The organism is Ochrobactrum sp. BTU1 (genome assembly GCA_018798825.1).
Taxonomy (GTDB): domain Bacteria; phylum Pseudomonadota; class Alphaproteobacteria; order Rhizobiales; family Rhizobiaceae; genus Brucella.
Map to the genome: position 1 here is coordinate 2,055,129 of CP076354.1, position 19,227 is coordinate 2,074,355.

Below are 19,227 nucleotides of genomic sequence, written 5' to 3' on the forward strand. Positions count from 1 at the left end.
CGTTTAATGTCAGTTCTTGTCTTCTGGGAAGACAGGCAAAGGCATCACATCAACGCCGTCTTCGATGAGTGAGTGAACATCTTCCTTGGACGCTTCGCCGTAAATGCCCCGCGCTTCAGTCTCACCAAAGTGGATCTTGCGCGCTTCTTCGGCAAACTGATCGCCAACATAATCCGCGTTTTCACGGACCTTGCGACTCAGCTCCCGCATTTGTTCAAGCATCTGCTTTTGTGCTTCACCCATGGCAATCGCCACCTGCTCTTTCGAGCGACTGGTGGAGACGGCAGGTGCCATCAGCGACTTCTGGATTTCCGGCGAATTGCAGACAGGACAAGAGACGAGTTTCCGCTCCGACTGCCGATCGAAATCGGCATTGTCGCGAAACCAGCCTTCAAATTCATGGCCGTGATCGCAATGAAGCGAAAAGCGGATCATAGATTATGCGTCCTGTTTCTCTTGGGCGATCTTCACTGAAAACTCACGCGCATTCTTGAGGTTCGGCACTTTCGCACGCGCAGCAGTGCTTTCGCTGACGTCAATATCCGTAACGATCACACCCGGCTCATCATGAGCAGCTTCTGCCAGAACCTTGCCCCATGGCGAAACGATCAGCGAATGACCATAAGTCTCGCGACCATCTTCATGCACACCGCCCTGAGCTGCAGAAATCAGGAATGCACCATTTTCAATCGCACGCGCACGCTGCAAAACATGCCAGTGCGCTTCACCCGTCTGGCGTGTGAAAGCAGCTGGTCCGGTAATTACATTGGCGCCCGCCAGCGCCTGTGCGCGAAACAGTTGCGGGAAACGAATATCGTAGCAGACCGCCATGCCAACTTTGGCAAAAGGCAATTCGGCAATCACCGTTTCCTTGCCCGGCTCATAGGTTGCCGATTCGCGCCAACTTTCGCCATTGTCGAGATCGACATCAAACATATGAACCTTGTCATAGGTCGCAATCTTCTCACCAGAAGGCGCAAAGATACCACCACGATTGGCAATCTTACCGTCACCGGCTGCAATAGCCGTTGAACCAATATGCAGAAATATGCCGTGCTTTTTTGCAAGTGCCGATGCAGCTTTGAAGACAAGGTCTTCATTTTCATCGCGCAGACTTGCAAAAAGTGCCGCACGATCGCGCATCAGCGCTCCGGTCATTTCAGGGGTTTGCACATATTGAGCACCCTTTGCCACAGCATCGGAAACCAGTTTTTCCATCGCTTCAACATTGCGGGCCACATCGGTGCCCGAACGCATCTGAACGGCAGCAGCGCGAAAAGTGCTCATAGGTGTCTCCCCCATCATGATGTTAGTTCAGTTCGCCGGTCGCAAGCAGGCCATCGAGCTTGCCAGCATTGTCGAGAGCAAAGAGATCGTCGCAACCGCCAACATGTACAGAACCGACAAAAATCTGCGGGAAGGTATTGCGGCCTGAACGCGCCTGCATTTCTGCACGCAGTTCAGGTGTAGCGCCTGCATTGATTTCGTTAAACTCAACGCCCTTGTTCTTCAAAAGGCCAACTGCGCGCGTGCAGTAAGGGCAGCCAGGGCGGGTATAGATGGTGACGTCAGTCATATTAAACTCCATTCGTTGGCCTCTATATAAGTGGCAAAACAACGATCTGGAAGCCCCTCATGTGTTCACTAATCCGGCAGAACCCGGCTGAATGTCAGCACATCCACGCTTTTTGCACCGCCGCGCAGCAGCGCTCGTGTGGCAGCCTTCACCGTTGATCCCGTCGTATAAACATCATCGATCAGCAGCACGCGCCGCCCGCGCACATGAATGTCATGCTCCTTTGGCACCCGAAAAGCGCCATCGACATTCCGCTTGCGCTCTTTCAAACCAAGCCCGATCTGCTGGTTGGTACGCCGAATACGCTTAACCGCCTGCGGTGCAAAAGGTTTGCTGCTTAATTGTGCCAAAGCACGCGCCAGCTCTGCCGACTGATTAAACCGACGCGACCAGAAGCGCCATTTGTGCAAGGGTACGGGCCAAATAACATCGCACTCATCCAGCAACTCGCTTCCGGCGCGTTGCATCCAGCGCGCCATCCACGGCGCAAGATCGGTTCGATCATGAAACTTGAGTGCTACAGCCATGCGCTGTGCAGCGCCCCTATGTAACACAGCTGAGCGCAGGCGGCGAAATGGCGGTGGATCGGCGATTGCTTCAGCGCTCATGAAATTCTCGCCAAAGTCATGATTGAACGGAATGCCAAGCACCGGACAATAGGGCTTTTCGATAAAGCGCAGCTGCGACCAGCAATGCGGACAAAGCGTCCCGGGTTCGGAAACCTGTATGCGGCAACCGATACAGCTCGCTGGAAACAGAATATCGGCAGACATACGCAAGCCGCTGCGAACAGCACCAAGCACCCCCGATTTAAGCCTGAACAACAAGCTTTGATGCGACCTGTCGTCATCAACCATTGCATTCGCCCCCGTTCGAATGCATCTACGCTCCTATCTATATTACTGACGCATATCCGAAAGAGAAGACGGAATCGCAATGGCTGCCCAATCGTCTGAAAATGCGATTTTTGATCGCGACCTCCAGCTGGCGTTCCGCCGCCGTGCCTTCAGACGTGCGGTGTCCGGTGCAGACTTTTTGCTGCGCAGAGTAGCGGACGATCTGGAAGACAGGCTTGATGCAGTCGAGCGCCACTTCGCCGTGGCGATTGATCTCGCAGGCCATAATGGTCTCGCAGCAGCTGCCATTGCACGGTCAGGCAAAGCAGATATGGTTTTGCGCATCGAGCGCGATACAGCTTTTCTTGACGGCCCCTTCCCGGCAATTGTCGCCGATGAAGAAGCCTTGCCGCTCAAACCTCAGAGCACCGATCTCATCGTTTCGCTGCTGTCACTGCATTCGACCAATGATACCCCGGGCGCAATGATACAGATTGCCCGGGCGTTGAAGCCTGACGGGCTGTTTCTCGCGGCGCTCAGCGGCAACGGGACTTTGGGCGAGCTGCGCGAAAGTCTTTTACAGGCTGAAATCGAGCTGACGGGTGGTGCTTCGCCGCGCATTTTCCCTTTCGCGGATGTTCGCGATGTCGGCGGTCTTCTGCAACGAGCAGGTTTTGCACTTCCGGTGACGGACGTTGATAACGTTACGGTGCGCTATGATAGCATTTTCAATCTGATGGCCGATCTGCGCGCCATGGGTATGCAGAATGTGTTGCGTGATCGTTCGCGCAAACCGGTTTCAAAGAAGCTTTTCCTGCGGGCAGCGGAAATCTATGCCGAACGGTTCAGCGATCCGGATGGCCGCATCCGCGCAACCTTCTCGACAATCTGGCTGTCGGGCTGGGCACCGCATGAATCACAACAAAAGCCACTGAAGCCTGGCTCTGCCAAGGCCTCACTGGCTGATGCACTTAAAAACGTCGAATAGAGTGGTTCCAGCAAAAGTGTGATGCAGTTTTGTATGCGGGAATACGAAACTCAAAACTTATCAGCAATCGCCCGTATGACTGCCATCTGCATCAATAACACAGATCGGGCGAACCGGCGCTTTGCGTATCACAACGGGGTCACGCTTGATCGACCCTGTCATGGTCCGATCAATGCCCTCTGGCAACACCGATTGGGCCGCAACCTTATTCGCCTGATCGTTTAAGACCGGCACAATAATCAGTGCAAGAGCAACAGCTGCCGAGCCGAAAAGAAGCACAACGCGCAAGATACCGCGACCAGCTTTCGAGAGTGGGCCCGGCGTATATTCATTATGATCTGCACTAAAATAATTATTATCGAAACTCATGGGCTTAACTCCGAGGCACTTAATTCGGAGAATGCCGCAGCGGAGTGAATCATCGATTAACGCGCGCTGTAAATCGTAAGGAATTGTCAGCTATTTTGAGTCTTTCCACAGCTCACAACAAATCGATTAGAAACGGGATCAACGGCTCATCAGCTGGCGGCATCGGATAGTCGCGCATATCCTTTGGGCGCACCCATTTCAGTGCCTGTCCTTCCAGCCCCTGTGCCACACCTTCAAAGCGGCGACAGACATAGAGCGGCATCAAAAGATGAAAGTCATCGTAGGTGTGGCTGGCAAAAGTGAGCGGGGCGAGACAGGCAACCTTTGTCGTCACGCCGATTTCTTCCTGAAGCTCTCGGATCAGCGTTTCTTCAGGCGTTTCACCAACTTCTACCTTACCGCCCGGAAACTCCCAAAGACCTGCAAGTGATTTACCCTCCGGACGCTGTGCAAGAAGCACGCGACCATCAGCATCAACCAGCGCACAGGCTGCAACCAGTATTATACGGCGGGATTTAATCTCGCTCATTTCTCATTGCTCTCCCGATAGGCGTAGCGATAGGCTTCCTGAAAGCCGAAGCGTTCGTAAAGCGCCAGTCCCGCAACATTGTCCGCTTCTATCTGCAGCCAGGCAGTTGTTGCGCCAAGCGACTTGGCCCATTTCAGCGTCGCACCGATCAACACTCGGCCATGTCCTTTACGGCGCGCTTCAGGCAAGGTTCCAACGTCAAACAGGCCTGCCATCGCACCATCCTGCACGCAAAGCACATTGGAGACTGCGCGACCTGCTTCTTCCAGAACAAACATCCCCTTGTTAGGACGAATGCCATCCAGCAATTCCGAGAAACCTGGACGAAGTTCTGTCGGGCGACCATGAATAGCGATCGAAGCATCGACAAAACGACCAATGTCTTTCAAGGGCGTTTCATCGCGCTCGGCTGTAAGATCAAGCTCGCCAAGATTGGCGGTCATGACAATGGTTTCATCCTTGCGCTGCCAGCCGAGACCTTCGAGATAATTTTCAAGCTCGACAGGAGCCAGCGGCGAAAGCCTGAAACAAGGAACCCGGCCATAAACGCGAAACCGCTGCGCTGCCTGTTCGATACGCGCCGGAATATCGCGCGTATCACCCGGATCAAGCGGATTGACCGAATTGAGCCGCTTCGAAGGATGTGCTGCCGTCATGCGTATCGCCCATGTTCCATTATAGTGAACAGACGTCGCGGGCCAGGCACGGAAGCCAACGGCCTCCAACTGGCGAACGATAGCAAGATTTGACATGTTCAAATTCTCTCCTCCGTTTCGGAGTTCCAGTGTGCCGAAAATGTTGATCTTCGAGAATCGGAGCGGAGTGTAATTAAAGCTATATGCGCACCGGAAGCGAAGAAGAACGCTATTTGCAGGCCACTTTACTCCGAAACATTAGCTTCTGTAGTCGCCGTTAATCGCCACATATTCCTTGGTCAGATCGCAGGTCCAGACAGTTGCCTTGCCCTTTCCGATCCCCAGATCAACGCGAATGAGAATGTCCTCGCCCTGCATATAAGCAGAGGTCGCTTCTTCGGAATAAGCCGGGTCACGCTCGCCCTGATGCGCCACGCGAATATCGCCAAACCAGATAGCCAGCAGATCGCGATCAGCCGGTTCACCAGCCTTGCCGACAGCCATGACGACACGGCCCCAGTTGGCATCTTCACCGGCAACAGCGGTTTTTACCAATGGCGAATTGGCAATTGAAAGTGCAATCTTTTTGGCAGAAGCAGCCGACTTCGCGCCGGTCACTTCGACTTCGACCATTTTGCGCGCACCTTCACCATCGCGCACGACCTGAAGTGCCAGCGACTTCAACACGCGAGCCAGAGCCTTTTTGAAATCACCCAAACGCTTGTCGGAAGCGTCCGTAATTTCAGGCGCGCCGCGTTCTGCCGCCGATCCTGTTGCAAACAGCATAAGCGTATCAGAGGTGGATGTATCGCTATCAACCGTTACTGCATTAAACGTCGAACCAACACCCTTGGAAAGCAGGCTCTGCAGAACGTCAGCCTTGATCGGAGCATCTGTAACAACGAATGAAAGCATCGTCGCCATGTCAGGCGCGATCATGCCTGCACCCTTAGAGATGCCATTGATCGTTACCGGAACCTGTCCGAGCAGAACCGTTTCGGTCGCAACTTTCGGATAGGTATCGGTCGTCATGATTGCTTTGGCAGCTTCAGTCCAGAAATTGTCGCTGGCAGATTTTGCCATGTCGTCCAGAAGACCGGAAAACTTGGACGCATCAAGCGGCTCGCCGATAACGCCGGTGGACGCAAGAAACACATCCGTAGTGTTGCATCCGACAGCCTTGGCTGCGGCTCGAGCAGTTGCTTCCGTTGCCTCACGACCTTTCAGTCCGGTGAAGGCATTGGCATTGCCCGAATTCACTACAACAGCGCGTGCCTTGCCATGTACGAGGTTCTGACGGCAGAAATCCACAGGTGCCGAAGGGCATAGTGAGCGGGTGAAAACACCTGCTGCTTCGGCAGGCTTGTCAAACACCATCAGCATGACATCCGTGCGGCCCTTATATTTGATACCGGCTGCAGCTGTTGCAATGCGGACGCCGTGAATGACCGGCATTGATGGATAATGTTTTGGAGCAAGCGGTGATACGGACGCAGACATGATTGCCTCAAGAGATGCGATTTGATTCTGCTGCATTGGAAAGGTTTGCAGCACAAAATCAAGCGATAACTAAAGCATTTCCAGCAAAAGTGCGAAGCGGTTTTGCGCTGGACAATGCGACTAAATAAAAAGATCGAGCGGTTTCATAATTTCATCTTGCTGCAAACTGCCCGATATCCAAATAAAAAACGCCCCGGAAATCCGGGGCGTTTTCATGAACTCAAAGCTTACTGCTGCGGCTGGGCTGCATCCGGCGCATCGCCGTCGTCACCCTGTTCCTGTGCCGCTGCGGCTTCCTTCATGGCTTTATCGACAGCAGGATCCTTGTATTCGATCTTCATGCCATCGCGCAGCTTCTTGACCATTTCGACATAACGCTCACGCATGATGATCGAACGGATCTGCTCGGACACCTGATCGAATGCCGGTGGCTGCTTGGTGCGACGATCTTCAAGCTGAATGACGTGGAAGCCAAACTGAGACTGCACCGGTTCCTTGGTGTATTCACCTGGCTTCAATGCAAAGGCAGCCTTTTCAAATTCAGGGACCATCTGACCTTCGGAGAAGTAGCCAAGATCACCACCATTGGCAGCGGTGCCATCGGTCGAGCTTTCCTTGGCGAGATCTTCAAACTTCGCGCCGCCTTCAAGCTTCTTGATGATGGCTTCAGCTTCTTCCTTCGTCTTCACGAGAATGTGACGTGCACGCACTTCATTCTGTGGAGGGATCGCTGCGATTTCCTTGTCATAGCGAGCGCGAACGTCGGCGTCCGAAATCTTGTCGACAACCGCATCCTTGAAATATTCGTTGTGCAGTGCGCGTTCACGCAGGAATTCCATGCGCTTCTTGAAATCGTCGCTCTGATCTAGCTTTTCTTTTGTTGCTTCGCCAGCCATCGCCTTGATGTCGATGAGTGCTGCGAGAGCTGCCAGACGGCGCTGCTCGGCAGGAAGGCGCGCAAACTGCGGATCGAGGTCACCAGCGGCCTGATCGACTTCACCTACGGTGATATCCTTGCCATTGACGGTGGCAAGAACCTTTGCCGGATCTTCGGACGCTGCGGCAGAAGTTGCTGCTTCAGCGGGTTTAGCTGCATCCTGCGCAAAGACAGCCGAACTGCTGAAACCAGCAAGCGCAACCGAAGTTGCGAGGACAGCAAGAGCCTTGCGATAAGGGGCTTTGAGAATGGCTTTCATATGAGATTCTCTCCTTCGAGACCGTCTACCGGCCCCATGAATGCGGCGGAATTTGGCCCGAAAACACTATTATCCGCGAGAAATGACAGGTTTTCCGGCCTGTCGAGCAACATTGACATCGCTTCAAGCCCCTCTTATCTGTCCTTCGGCTTGGCGTCCAGTAAGCCACGGGGGAATTGCGTGAAAAATGCGCCGTATTTGGCAGCTTTTACAACGTAGTTTTCTTGCATTTGTTTCAATACGCGTGAATAAAGCATTCGACATTGCCGGAAGCGCTTCCGGCCGAACGGACAGGAAAGGACCAGGAATGGTCAGCTTTGGCGGCCTCGCCCGCAAGATATTCGGTTCATCCAACGACCGCCAAGTGAAATCACTGCGGGTTCGTGCAGAACAGATTACTGCGCTTGAGAAGAATTACGAAGCACTCACCGATGAACAGCTTCAGGCGAAGACTGCGGAATTCCGCGCTGAACTCGCTCAGGGCAAGAAACTGGATGCATTGCTTCCCGACGCTTTTGCGACGGCTCGTGAAGCCGCCAAGCGCGTTCTCGGTATGCGCCCATTCGACGTGCAGCTGATCGGCGGCATGGTGCTGCATGAACGCGGCATCGCCGAAATGCGCACCGGTGAAGGCAAGACGCTGATGGCGACGCTGCCCGTTTACCTCAACGCTCTTGAAGGCAAGGGCGTGCATGTGGTGACGGTCAACGATTACCTCGCTACCCGCGATGCCGAAACCATGGGCAAGCTTTATAACTTCCTCGGTCTGACCGTGGGCGTTATCAAGCATGGTCTCGACGACAATGAGCGTCAGGCTGCTTACGGCTGCGACATCACCTACGGCACCAACAACGAGCTCGGCTTCGATTATCTACGCGATAACATGAAGTACGAACGTGGCCAGATGGTCCAGCGCGGTCACAACTACGCCATCGTCGACGAAGTGGATTCGATCCTCATCGACGAAGCGCGTACGCCGCTGATCATTTCCGGTCCACTTGAAGACCGTTCGGATTTCTACAACCTCATCGACACTTTCATTCCTGCTCTTGAGCCGGAAGATTTTGAAATCGATGAAAAGCAGAAGACCGCGATCTTTACAGAAGTCGGCACCGAAAAGGTTGAACAGCTTCTTGAAGCTGCAGGACACCTCAAGGGTGAAAGCCTTTACGACATCGAAAACGTTGCCGTCGTTCACCACCTGAACAACGCGTTGCGCGCTCACAAACTGTTCCAGCGTGACAAGGACTACATCGTCCGCAACGACGAAATCGTCATCATCGACGAATTCACCGGCCGTATGATGCCGGGCCGCCGTTTCTCGGAAGGTCTGCATCAGGCACTGGAAGCCAAGGAACACGTCACAATCCAGCCTGAAAACCAGACGCTGGCTTCGATCACCTTCCAGAACTATTTCCGTATGTACACCAAGCTCTCCGGCATGACCGGTACAGCTGCGACGGAAGCGGAAGAATTCGGCAACATCTACGGTCTGGAAGTTCTGGAAATTCCGACCAACCTGCCGGTCAAGCGTCTCGATGAAGACGACGAAGTTTATCGTACGGTTGAAGAAAAATACAAAGCCATTGTGCGTGACATTCAGGCTTCGCACGCAAAGGGCCAGCCGGTTCTCGTCGGCACAACGTCGATTGAAAAGTCGGAACTTCTGGCAGAGCGACTGCGCAAAGAAGGCATCAAGGGCTTCCAGGTTCTGAATGCCCGTTATCACGAGCAGGAAGCCTTTATTATCGCGCAGGCTGGTGTTCCGGGTGCAGTGACCATCGCCACCAACATGGCAGGTCGCGGTACGGATATTCAGCTCGGCGGCAATCTTGAAATGCGCATTCACGAAGAGCTTTCGGATATGCCTGAAGGCGCAGAGCGCACTGCAAAAATCGCCGAGATCAAGGCTGATATTGCGAAGCTGAAAGAAAAGGCTCTCGCTGCTGGCGGTCTTTATGTTCTCGCCACCGAGCGTCACGAAAGCCGTCGTATCGACAACCAGCTGCGCGGTCGTTCGGGCCGTCAGGGCGATCCGGGCCGTTCAAAGTTCTTCCTGTCGCTGCAGGACGATCTGATGCGCATCTTCGGCTCCGACCGTATGGACGGAATGCTGCAGAAGCTCGGCCTCAAGGAAGACGAAGCCATCGTTCACCCGTGGATCAATAAGGCGCTTGAAAAGGCGCAGACCAAGGTTGAAGCCCGTAACTTCGAAATCCGTAAGAACCTGCTCAAGTACGACGACGTGATGAACGATCAGCGTAAGGTGATCTTCGAGCAGCGCCTTGAAATCATGGACGAAGAAGACCTGACCGAGACCGTGAACGAAATGCGTCACGAAGTTATTGAGGACATGGTTGCTCTTCGTATCCCCAAGGATGCTTATGCAGAAAAGTGGGATATTGCCGGTCTTAAGGACGATATTCTCACCAAACTTAACCTCGTCCTACCGGTGGAAGACTGGGCCAAGGAAGAGGGTATCGCCGAAGAAGAGTTTGAAACCCGTATCAAGGAAGCAGCTGACAAGGCCGCAGCCGAGAAGGCAGAGCGTTTCGGTGCGCAGATCATGACCTACATCGAGAAATCGGTGATCATGCAGTCGCTTGATAACCTCTGGCGTGAGCATCTGGTAAATCTTGACCACTTGCGTTCGGTCGTTGGTTTCCGTGGTTATGCTCAGCGCGATCCGTTGAACGAGTACAAGACCGAAGGCTTCGAGCTGTTCCAGGCTCTGCTTGCCAATCTGCGCGAAGTGGTCATCACGCAGCTGATGCGCGTTGAAATCGTTCGCGAAGCTCCGCCAGAGCCTGAACTTCCGCCGATGACCGGCCGTCATATCGACAGCACCACCGGCGAGAACGACTTTGATGAAAATGCATGGGCTGAACATCAGCAGGATGAACGCGTCATCCCGGCTGGCGATCGTGATCCGGCAGACCCGACCACATGGGGCAAGGTCAGCCGCAACGAAGCCTGCCCTTGCGGCTCAGGAAAGAAATACAAGCATTGTCACGGCGCGTTTGAATAAGCGCTTCGAAAGCAAGCTATCAAACAAAAAACCCGGCGCACAATCGCCGGGTTTTTTCTTTTCGCTCCACAATTGGCCACCTAACTTGAATAAAATCCAGCGCAGCTTTCCGGAGCCTTTTCTGTTTATCGACAGTATTTCAGTAGTTGCGCGAAAACTGATACGTTCAGAAAGTAATTACCATCTCTTTCAATTTGGCTTCGCTTTGACAGGAGGGGCCGTTTCTTTTTACCTTTTTAAAGAACTGCCATCTAATGTTCGGCTACTGCGGTCCGGCACAGTGCCGAATGCAGATACACGATGGTCCTTCAGAAGATCAGCAGAAATAGCGGATACCTAACAGGGGCCGCGATAAACAGGGTTGGCAAAGAGTGCGCTTTTCGGCAGCAAAAGCAGCGAGCCGGGTTCTACCTGGCAGGATCGCAGCTAGGCTTCGTCCCGTAACGGAGCGGGTCGATGCTATTCTGCTCGGCTCTGGTCCGCAGGCCGATGCGCAGCGCGCTTCACTTCTTGCCTTTTCCGTGCGTGTTGCAAGTGCAGCGATTGCGCTTATTTCTCAGGTTATTCTGGCGCGCTGGATGGGTGAATTCCAATACGGGATTTTCGTTCTGGTGTGGCTTTCCATGATCATCATCGGTGATCTCGCCTGCTTTGGTTTGCACACCACCATCATCCGTTATGCGCCTGAATATGTTCAGCGAAATCTGTTTAATCCACTTCGTGGTATTCTGTATGCTGGCCGCCTTTTTGCTCTTGGCTCAGCGACTGCAATCGCCTTGTTTGGCGCGGTACTGCTATTGCTTCTGAAAGATCGGATCGAGACCTATTATCTTATCCCGTTCATTCTCGGCTTTATCTGCCTGCCAATGATCGCACTTGGCAATATGCTTGATGGCATCGCTCGTTCGCGCACATGGATCATGATGGCGCTCACACCGAGCTATATCATCCGCCCTCTGCTCGTACTAATCTTCATGATCGCAGCTCACGCAGCCAGCTTGCCTTCCACAGCCACCACAGCTCTTGGAGTTTCTATCGCCGCTACATGGGCGACTACGGTTGGGCAATGGCTGATGCTTGATCGCTCCTTGAAGAGAGACATCCCATCAGGACAACGAGAAATATTGTTCGCCCAGTGGATGAAGGTCGCCTTACCGATCTTCCTCGTTGAAGGCTTTTTCTTCCTGCTCATCAATGTCGACGTGCTGATGGTCGGCCATGCTATGGACCCCCAGCATGTGGCGATCTATTTCGCTGCTACCAAAATCATGGCGCTTGCACACTTCGTCTATTTTGCAGTCAAAGCGAGCGTGGCGCAGCGCTATTCCGATCTTCTTCACAGTGGCGATCATGCGGAATTTGCAAGCTTTGCAGAAGCCTCAACACGCTGGACATTCTGGCCGACACTGTTTCTAGGCCTGTTCATTCTGGCACTAGGCTATCCGCTGCTCATGCTGTTCGGCAGTGCCTTCACCGAAGGCTATCCGCTACTTTTCATTCTCATCATCGGCGTGATTGCGCGCGCAAGTGTTGGACCTGCCGAAAGCCTGCTGAACATGTCAGGCAAACAGAATATCTGCGCTCTGCTTTATGCGGTTACACTTGCAGTCAACGTTGGCCTCAATCTGGTTCTCATCCCGCGTTTCGGTCTGATGGGCGCGGCTTTCTCGACCGCTTTCTCGATGCTTCTTGAAGCCATTCTGCTCTCAACCGCCGTGCATAAAACGATGCATATCACTATGTTTATTCTCATTCCCCGAAATCGCGCTTCTGACGCCCGCAGCAATAGCTCGGAGGAGATTTTCTAATGGCCGCAAAACCTTTGCTTGAGGAATCCGCAGGCGGACATACGGCTCGCATCATCTCACAACTTTCCGACAGCGTTGCCGCAATGGATGCCACTAAGCGTCTGGAGGAAAGTCTGCACAGCAGTCGCGATATTCCGCGCAAGCTTGCGATCTATGGCGCATCGGCCGGTTTTGAGCTGCGCGACGAACTCGATCACTTAAGCAGCCGGACAATCGAACCCAACATCTTTTTCAATGCGCGCTTCCTCGCACCAGCGATGCCGCGTCTGGAAGATCGTGAAGTGCGCTTCATGGTCATGCGCGACGAAAACGAAATCCGTAGCCGGCTGCGTTTCGTCATGCCTTACACGATTGAACGCCCCGGCCTACCACTCTCATCTCCTGTTATTCGTGCATGGGCAACACCTTTCGGCCCACAGGGCACACCGCTAATCGATCACGACGATCCTGTCGGCGTTGTCGAAGATCTTTTCGATATTCTGGCGCGTGATCATATTAAAATGCCGGCCGTGCTTGTTCTTCCTGAAATGCGCGCCGACGGTGCCGTCGCGAAGCTCATTCGATCCGTGGCAGTTGGACGTCAGCTACCAATCGTTTCCATAGAGCAAAAATCGCGTCCATTTCTTCAGAGCGAGCTTGATGGGGAAACCTATGTCAAACAAGCGATTGGTCCGCACCATCGCCGCGAGTATAGCCGCCTTTGGCGCCGTCTCGCCGAACAAGGCGAACTCGCACATCGCATCGCTCGTACACCTGACGAAGTGCGTTTTGCATTCGAGCATTTCCTGACGCTTGAAGCGAGCGGATGGAAAGGACGCCGTGGTACAGCCATGGCAGTCGACCGTTTCCGTGCAGCCTTTGCACGCGAAGCAGTTAACAATCTTGCAGAGCGCGATTGCGTACGCATCCACACACTTGAGCTTGATGGCCGCGTGATCGCGATCCTGATTGTCTTCACGGTTTCTGGCGAAGCATGGACGTGGAAAACCGCCTATGACGAAACCCTGCAAGCCTACTCGCCCGGCATGTTGTTGATGATCGAGGTGGTGAAAAACCATCTGGAAGACACCAATATCACGCGGACTGATTCATGCGCCGTGCCGGATCACCCTGTCATGTCACGCCTATTTCAGGAACGTGAAACCATCGAAACTTTGGTAATTGGTTTGACACCGGGAGTAGACAAGCAGGTTCGTCAGGCGGCATCGCAAATCCATCTTTATCAGCGTACACGCAATCTGACCCGTATCATCCGAAATCGCATCCGCAATTTTACGGAACGGAAATAAAACCGGCTTCAGCAAAAAGAAAAATAGAACAAATACTTGAGAAAACAGCGCACTGTGCTATCCTTGTTTATGGGAGAGCGCCTGAAATCAAGCATGGCAGGCGAATAATGAGGGTTTGAGTTGGTCGCTTTGAGGTTTTTACTCCAAAGCCATCAAGTATATGAATTAGCACGACCCTCGTTCGCCGCTTCAAAAATTCCAAAGCGCCTCCCTTGGGAAGGAGATGCGCTATGTTGGAATATCTCTCTTATCTGAAGACAATTGACCTCATCGTCTTGGGCTTCATTGCCTTTCTCGTCTGCTGGAATATCGTCGAGTATAATCTTCGCCGCTGAGATTATACCGAAACTCCATGAGTATGACTCATGGAGTTTGGTTAAGCCCGAGTGGCGGTTGAACTTTTTCGAGGCGTGATGCGTCAGCATCTTGAGACGCCTTGGTATTAGAGCGCATTTCGAAGAGTGCGTAGCGGTTTTGCGTCGGATAATGCGTAAAATCAAACCGCTACAGCGGTTCCAGCGATTCCGTCTTAACTGGAACCGCTGTAAGAACAGGCAACTGATAGCCGCTTGACGCAAGCTCGGTCTCCTGTCCTGTTTATATTTGCGCTTGGCTGTAAGTATAATCAGTCAAGCGGCTTGAGGGTAATTGACCTCGTTTCGTTTAGCCGGTATATCCCTCCCCGCTGTCCGTTTTTGGACCATATCAAACTGCTTCGGCAGTCATGTGCGGGTGTGGTGGAACTGGTAGACGCGCCGGACTCAAAATCCGGTTCCGAAAGGAGTGTCGGTTCGATTCCGACCACCCGCACCATTATCCCACCAGCCTTTATTCAGGCAGCTTCCAGTGCCTGAGCCAGATCAGCAATCAGATCATCGGGATGCTCGATACCAATCGACAGGCGAATAGTTGATTCCAGCACGCCGATGCGTTCACGCACTTCAATCGGAACGCCTGAATGTGTCATCGCTGCCGGATGGCTTGCAAGCGATTCCGTTCCACCAAGGCTGACCGCCAGTTTCAAAATCTGCAATGCATTGAGAAAGCGGAACGCCGCTGCCTGACCACCTTTGATATCAAATGAAAAGGTTGACCCTGCCCCTGTGCATTGGCGTTTGAACAATTGACCAACATCGGATGCTGCATCTTCAAAAGGCAGATAATGCAGCTTCCCGACCTTGGGATGGTCACGCAGGAATTCGGCTATCGCCAAGGCGTTCTTGTCAGCGCGATCCATGCGAATGCCAAGCGTTTCCAGAGAACGGCCAAGCATCCAGCAGGAATGTGGGTCGAGCTGTGTGCCAATGGCACCGCGCAGCGCCTTTACCTGTTTTACGACCGCCTTTGCGCCAAGGACTGCACCGGCAATCAGATCGGAATGGCCTCCCACATATTTCGTCAGCGAGTAAAGCGACAGATCTGCGCCATGATCGAGTGGCTTCTGGAAAACCGGGCCAAGCAGAGTATTATCGCAAACGATAACAGGACGATGCCCGTTCTGCTTTTCTGCAATCTTGTCAGCGACACGCCGGATCGCGGCAATATCAACAAGACTATTGGTCGGATTGGCCGGTGTTTCGATCAAAACGACTGAGACGCGCCCCTTCTGTAGTGCCTCATCTGAGGCTTTCTCAATGGAAGCCTCATGCACACCATCGGCAAATGCCACAGCTTCCACATTGAAATTATGAAATGTCTTGGCTAGCAGCGTTTCTGTGCCACCATAAAGCGGCTGAGAATGCAGGATCACGTCGCCCGGTCGCGCAAATGCAAAGAGCGTCGTAGCAATCGCCGACATTCCGGAGGAAAACAGTGCGCAGCTTTCCGTGCCTTCATAAACGGCCAGACGATCTTCCACGATCTCGCTGTTAGGATGATTGAAACGCGAATAAACGAGACCAGCCCCGACACCGGCTGGTGGCTCCTTGCGCCCGGATACAAAATCAAAGAAATCGCGCCCGTCTTCGGCGCTTTTGAAAACAAAGGTCGATGTCAGAAAAACAGGCGGCTTGACGGCTCCCTCGGATAGTTCGGGATCGTAACCGTAATTAAGCATCTGCGTTTCGGGATGAAGCAGATGATTACCAATGCTGGTCTTGGATGGACGCGGCGCGGTCATAATAATCTCCTGAAAAACTCCTCCAGCCCTATAAGGGCTAAAGAAGTCTAACAGAGATGCGTGGCAATCTTCTTGCGTTGTTAGACGCTTAAGCGATTGAGAGCGAACACTATCGCGTGTTCTGCATATTGCAGATTACGTGGCTTACTTAACCACGAGCACAGGCACAGAGCTCAATGAAAGCACTTCAGCAGCCTGACTGCCGAGCAGCAGCTTGTTGACGCCGCGACGGCCATGCGATGCGATCACGATCAGATCACTGCCTGTCTGCTTGGCGGCTTCAATAATGCCCTGTGCTGGTGACTGGTTCTCAATGTGCAGAGTTTCAACATCAACGCCAGCAGCTTCCGCCTTGGCTTTTGCTTTGGCGAGCAAATCGGCTGCCGCTTTGGTGATTGCCTCGCGATATTCCTGGAAGGCGGCAGGGCTGGATGCCCATTCCGCAGCAACGACGATGCCATAGGATGGCAGAAGCTCGGTCACAGAAACCAGCAGCACCTTCGAGCCAAACCGCTTGGCCAGAGCCACACCCTGTTCGACGCCCTTATCGGCAAGTTCAGATCCATCGGTTGCAATCAGAATAGTCTTATACACGGCCCAAGCCTCCAGTTTGCGATTACGATCCAACCATGCGCGCTCCTTTTGACAAGAGCATTGATGCGGATCAATCAGACAGCAAAAGCTTATAGACATGAAAAGCTTATCGGAAGGGTGAGTGATCTGTTTTCGCTCAAGGATCGGGCGATTTTCAAACAAATGATCGTGCGCTTTATCAGCACCCAATTGCTTGGAATTATCTTCTAAGGATATTGGTTTTAAAGAATATAATTCCAAATTTATGCAATCCGAAGCATGGACCCAGCTATGCTTTTGCGCCATTTCCTCATAGACTTCGCTTCAAACAGAAGGAGATTATTCCATGAGCAAGCCCCTTGGCGGAAAAGACGGCGAGACCGCAGGACGCGGTCGCATCTATAATTCCATTCTCGATACGATCGGCAATACACCGCTCGTGCGCATCGACAAGTTTGCCAAGGAAAATGGCGTTGAAGCCAACCTTCTGGTCAAGCTCGAATTCTTCAATCCATTGGCGAGCGTCAAGGACCGTATCGGTCTTGCGCTGATCGAAGCGCTTGAAGCACAGGGCAAAGCTGTTCCGGGCAAGACCGTATTTGTGGAACCTACTTCCGGCAACACCGGTATTGCACTGGCTTTTGCGGCAGCCGCCAAGGGTTATCGCCTCGTTCTGACCATGCCTGAAACCATGTCTGTTGAACGCCGCAAGCTGCTCAAGCTGCTCGGCGCAGAACTGGTTCTGACGGAAGGCGCAAAAGGCATGAAAGGCGCCATCGCCAAGGCGGAAGAAATCGCCGAAGGCAACCCGAATGCCATCATTCCACAGCAGTTTGAAAACCCGGCCAATCCTGAAATTCACCGCCTTACCACGGCTGAAGAAATCTGGAACGACACCAATGGTGAAGCAGACATCCTGATTTCCGGCATTGGCACCGGCGGCACCATTACCGGCGTTGGTCAGGTCATCAAGGCACGTAAGCCATCCTTCAAGGTGATTGCTGTCGAGCCTAAGGATTCGCCAATTCTTTCCGGCGGCACACCCGGCCCACATAAGATCCAGGGCATCGGCGCGGGCTTTGCGCCAAAGACGCTCGACACCAGCGTTTATGATGAAGTCGTGACCGTTTCCAACGAGGATTCCTTTGCCAATTCCCGCCTGATTGCGCGCATTGAAGGCATCCCTGTCGGCATTTCTTCAGGTGCAGCGCTCACTGCAGCTATCGAAATCGGCAAGCGCCCTGAAAACAAGGGCAAGAACATTGTCATCATCATTCCATCATTCGCAGAACGCTATCTTTCGACGGCGCTGTTTGAAGGTCTGGAATAAGCGAGAGCTAAGGTTCGTAAAAACAAAAGCCAGAGCGGTCGCCCGCTCTGGCTTTTTTATATCTATTCTTTCGGGATTTGCCCGAAAATCAGCTAGCCGTGCGTGCCGCGCAAGCCGGGCCCGGTCCGCGCATGTAATGGCGCTCGGGCCTGTAGCTTGGTGCGACGAATTCACGAATAACATTAACGCTGTCACGCAGCTGAACTATAATGTTCATCGTCTTCACCTTTCCACCAAATTGCTTTTCGAAGATGATGCCCGTCACAGCCTGTTAGGGTTGGTGAAACAATTAATGTTTCCGAACATCTTAATGAAAACTTTAACAATTAAAGATGAACAACTTCTGAATCGTCTTGGTTAAGGTTAAGTTAACGGTAAGGATAAACAAGTTTTCCACAGCCGTGGAGAATTGGCCACTATGCTGCTTGCGGCCCGTTTAAATGGCTAGCGCCCGTGATCTCCACCAGCCCCCTTGCCCAAAACAAAAAAGCCGGTGTTAAACACCGGCTTTGCAAAAATCAAAGGTTCGCTTAACGCGTTGGAACCGGGTTTTCACCACGATAATCATAGAAACCACGGCCAGTCTTACGGCCAAGCCAGCCCGCTTCGACATATTTGACCAGCAGCGGGCATGGGCGATATTTCGAGTCCGACAGGCCGTCATGCAGCACCTGCATGATCGAGAGGCACGTATCAAGGCCAATGAAATCCGCGAGCTGCAAAGGTCCCATCGGATGGTTTGCACCAAGCTTCATGGCGGTGTCGATGGCCTCAACGCTGCCCACACCTTCATAGAGCGTGTAGATTGCTTCGTTGATCATGGGCAGCAAAATGCGGTTGACGATAAAAGCCGGAAAATCTTCGGCAACCGTTACAGTCTTGCCAAGTGCGGTGACAAAATCCTTCGACTTGCGGAATGTGTCTTCCTCAGTCGCGATACCTCGGACCAGCTCAACCAGTTTCATGATTGGCACGGGATTCATGAAGTGAATACCGATGAAGCGTTCTGGACGGTCAGTGGTCGAGGCGAGACGCGTGATGGAGATCGACGACGTATTGGTCGCAACAATGGCTTCAGGGTTTAGCACCGGGCAAAGCTGGGCAAAAATCTTGCGCTTGACGGTTTCGTCTTCGGTAGCGGCTTCAATTGCCAGATCAACACCTGCAAGGTCTTCCATCGAAACAGCAGGACGGATCAGCTTCATTGCATCGGCACGCTGCTGTTCTTCCAGCTTACCAGAAGATACCTGTCGCGCCATATTGCCGTTGATTGTGGCAATGCCCTTTTCCAGCCGGTCCGCAGCCGCGTCGTGCAGAAGCACGTCGTAACCTGCCAATGCGCACACATGAGCAATTCCGCTGCCCATCTGACCCGCGCCAACAATACCTACCGTCTTGATTGCCACAGTTCCAACTCCTTCATGCTCTCGCCGATGGCGAGGTCTACCGCC

The 19,227-nt window shown here is 53.0% G+C and carries 17 protein-coding genes and 1 tRNA gene; 6 read left to right on the forward strand and 12 right to left on the reverse strand.

Annotated elements, in window-relative coordinates; all coding sequences use genetic code 11:
• Positions 1-9 precede the first annotated feature (9 nt).
• The 4 genes from KMS41_09920 to KMS41_09935 form a co-directional block, all read right to left on the reverse strand.
• Positions 10-435: a DUF1178 family protein gene (locus tag KMS41_09920; protein ID QWK77391.1), complete on the reverse strand. Its 426-nt coding sequence runs from the start codon at positions 433-435 to the stop codon at positions 10-12.
• 3 nt (positions 436-438) lie between these two features.
• Positions 439-1,287 (reverse strand): carbon-nitrogen hydrolase family protein, encoded by an 849-nt coding sequence (locus KMS41_09925; GenBank protein ID QWK77392.1) that lies wholly within the window; start codon positions 1,285-1,287, stop codon positions 439-441.
• Between the two features lie 22 nt (positions 1,288-1,309).
• The gene (gene grxC / locus KMS41_09930) at positions 1,310-1,576 is read right to left on the reverse strand and encodes a glutaredoxin 3 (protein QWK77393.1); all 267 of its coding nucleotides are present in this window, start codon (positions 1,574-1,576) and stop codon (positions 1,310-1,312) included.
• 68 nt (positions 1,577-1,644) lie between these two features.
• Positions 1,645-2,433: a ComF family protein gene (locus KMS41_09935; GenBank protein QWK77394.1), complete on the reverse strand. Its 789-nt coding sequence runs from the start codon at positions 2,431-2,433 to the stop codon at positions 1,645-1,647.
• A 79-nt stretch (positions 2,434-2,512) separates the two neighbouring features.
• Between KMS41_09935 and KMS41_09940 the strand changes: the two genes are divergently transcribed.
• Entirely contained in the window at positions 2,513-3,400 is an 888-nt protein-coding gene (locus KMS41_09940) for a class I SAM-dependent methyltransferase (GenBank protein QWK77395.1), read from the forward strand.
• 60 nt (positions 3,401-3,460) lie between these two features.
• Here the strand turns inward: KMS41_09940 and KMS41_09945 are convergent, their stop codons facing one another.
• The 5 genes from KMS41_09945 to KMS41_09965 all read right to left on the reverse strand — a co-directional run bounded on the left by KMS41_09945 (position 3,461) and on the right by KMS41_09965 (position 7,629).
• On the reverse strand, positions 3,461-3,769 hold the full coding sequence (locus KMS41_09945; GenBank protein ID QWK77396.1) for a hypothetical protein: 309 nt from the start codon (positions 3,767-3,769) through the stop codon (positions 3,461-3,463).
• A 112-nt stretch (positions 3,770-3,881) separates the two neighbouring features.
• On the reverse strand, positions 3,882-4,298 hold the full coding sequence (gene mutT, locus KMS41_09950; protein QWK77397.1) for an 8-oxo-dGTP diphosphatase MutT: 417 nt from the start codon (positions 4,296-4,298) through the stop codon (positions 3,882-3,884).
• Positions 4,295-5,050, reverse strand: a complete 756-nt coding sequence (locus tag KMS41_09955; protein QWK77398.1) for a GNAT family N-acetyltransferase — start codon at positions 5,048-5,050, stop codon at positions 4,295-4,297. The genes mutT and KMS41_09955 overlap by 4 nt, the downstream gene beginning before the upstream one ends.
• Before the next feature lie 141 nt (positions 5,051-5,191).
• Complete coding sequence (argJ, locus tag KMS41_09960) at positions 5,192-6,433, reverse strand: bifunctional glutamate N-acetyltransferase/amino-acid acetyltransferase ArgJ (protein QWK77399.1); 1,242 nt, start codon at positions 6,431-6,433, stop codon at positions 5,192-5,194.
• 227 nt (positions 6,434-6,660) lie between these two features.
• Entirely contained in the window at positions 6,661-7,629 is a 969-nt protein-coding gene (locus tag KMS41_09965; protein QWK77400.1) for a peptidylprolyl isomerase, read from the reverse strand.
• Between the two features lie 307 nt (positions 7,630-7,936).
• On the opposite strand from KMS41_09965, the gene secA reads away from it, so the two are divergent.
• The 4 genes from secA to KMS41_09985 all read left to right on the forward strand — a co-directional run bounded on the left by secA (position 7,937) and on the right by KMS41_09985 (position 14,567).
• Entirely contained in the window at positions 7,937-10,657 is a 2,721-nt protein-coding gene (gene secA / locus KMS41_09970; protein ID QWK77401.1) for a preprotein translocase subunit SecA, read from the forward strand.
• 371 nt (positions 10,658-11,028) lie between these two features.
• A complete protein-coding gene (locus KMS41_09975) occupies positions 11,029-12,465 on the forward strand; it encodes a lipopolysaccharide biosynthesis protein (GenBank protein QWK77402.1) in 1,437 nt (478 codons plus the stop codon).
• Positions 12,465-13,754, forward strand: a complete 1,290-nt coding sequence (locus tag KMS41_09980; protein ID QWK77403.1) for a GNAT family N-acetyltransferase — start codon at positions 12,465-12,467, stop codon at positions 13,752-13,754. The genes KMS41_09975 and KMS41_09980 overlap by 1 nt, the downstream gene beginning before the upstream one ends.
• Before the next feature lie 728 nt (positions 13,755-14,482).
• Positions 14,483-14,567 (forward strand) — tRNA-Leu (locus KMS41_09985).
• 19 nt (positions 14,568-14,586) lie between these two features.
• On the opposite strand, the gene KMS41_09990 is transcribed toward KMS41_09985, so the two are convergent.
• The gene (locus tag KMS41_09990) at positions 14,587-15,873 is read right to left on the reverse strand and encodes a cystathionine gamma-synthase family protein (GenBank protein QWK77404.1); all 1,287 of its coding nucleotides are present in this window, start codon (positions 15,871-15,873) and stop codon (positions 14,587-14,589) included.
• Between the two features lie 144 nt (positions 15,874-16,017).
• Entirely contained in the window at positions 16,018-16,467 is a 450-nt protein-coding gene (locus KMS41_09995) for a universal stress protein (GenBank protein ID QWK77405.1), read from the reverse strand.
• Positions 16,468-16,792: 325 nt separating this feature from the next.
• Between KMS41_09995 and cysK the strand changes: the two genes are divergently transcribed.
• Positions 16,793-17,776, forward strand: a complete 984-nt coding sequence (cysK, locus tag KMS41_10000; protein ID QWK77406.1) for a cysteine synthase A — start codon at positions 16,793-16,795, stop codon at positions 17,774-17,776.
• Between the two features lie 530 nt (positions 17,777-18,306).
• Here the strand turns inward: cysK and KMS41_10005 are convergent.
• Positions 18,307-19,182, reverse strand: coding sequence for a 3-hydroxybutyryl-CoA dehydrogenase (locus KMS41_10005; protein QWK77407.1), 876 nt, complete (start codon positions 19,180-19,182; stop codon positions 18,307-18,309).
• Positions 19,183-19,227 lie beyond the last annotated feature (45 nt).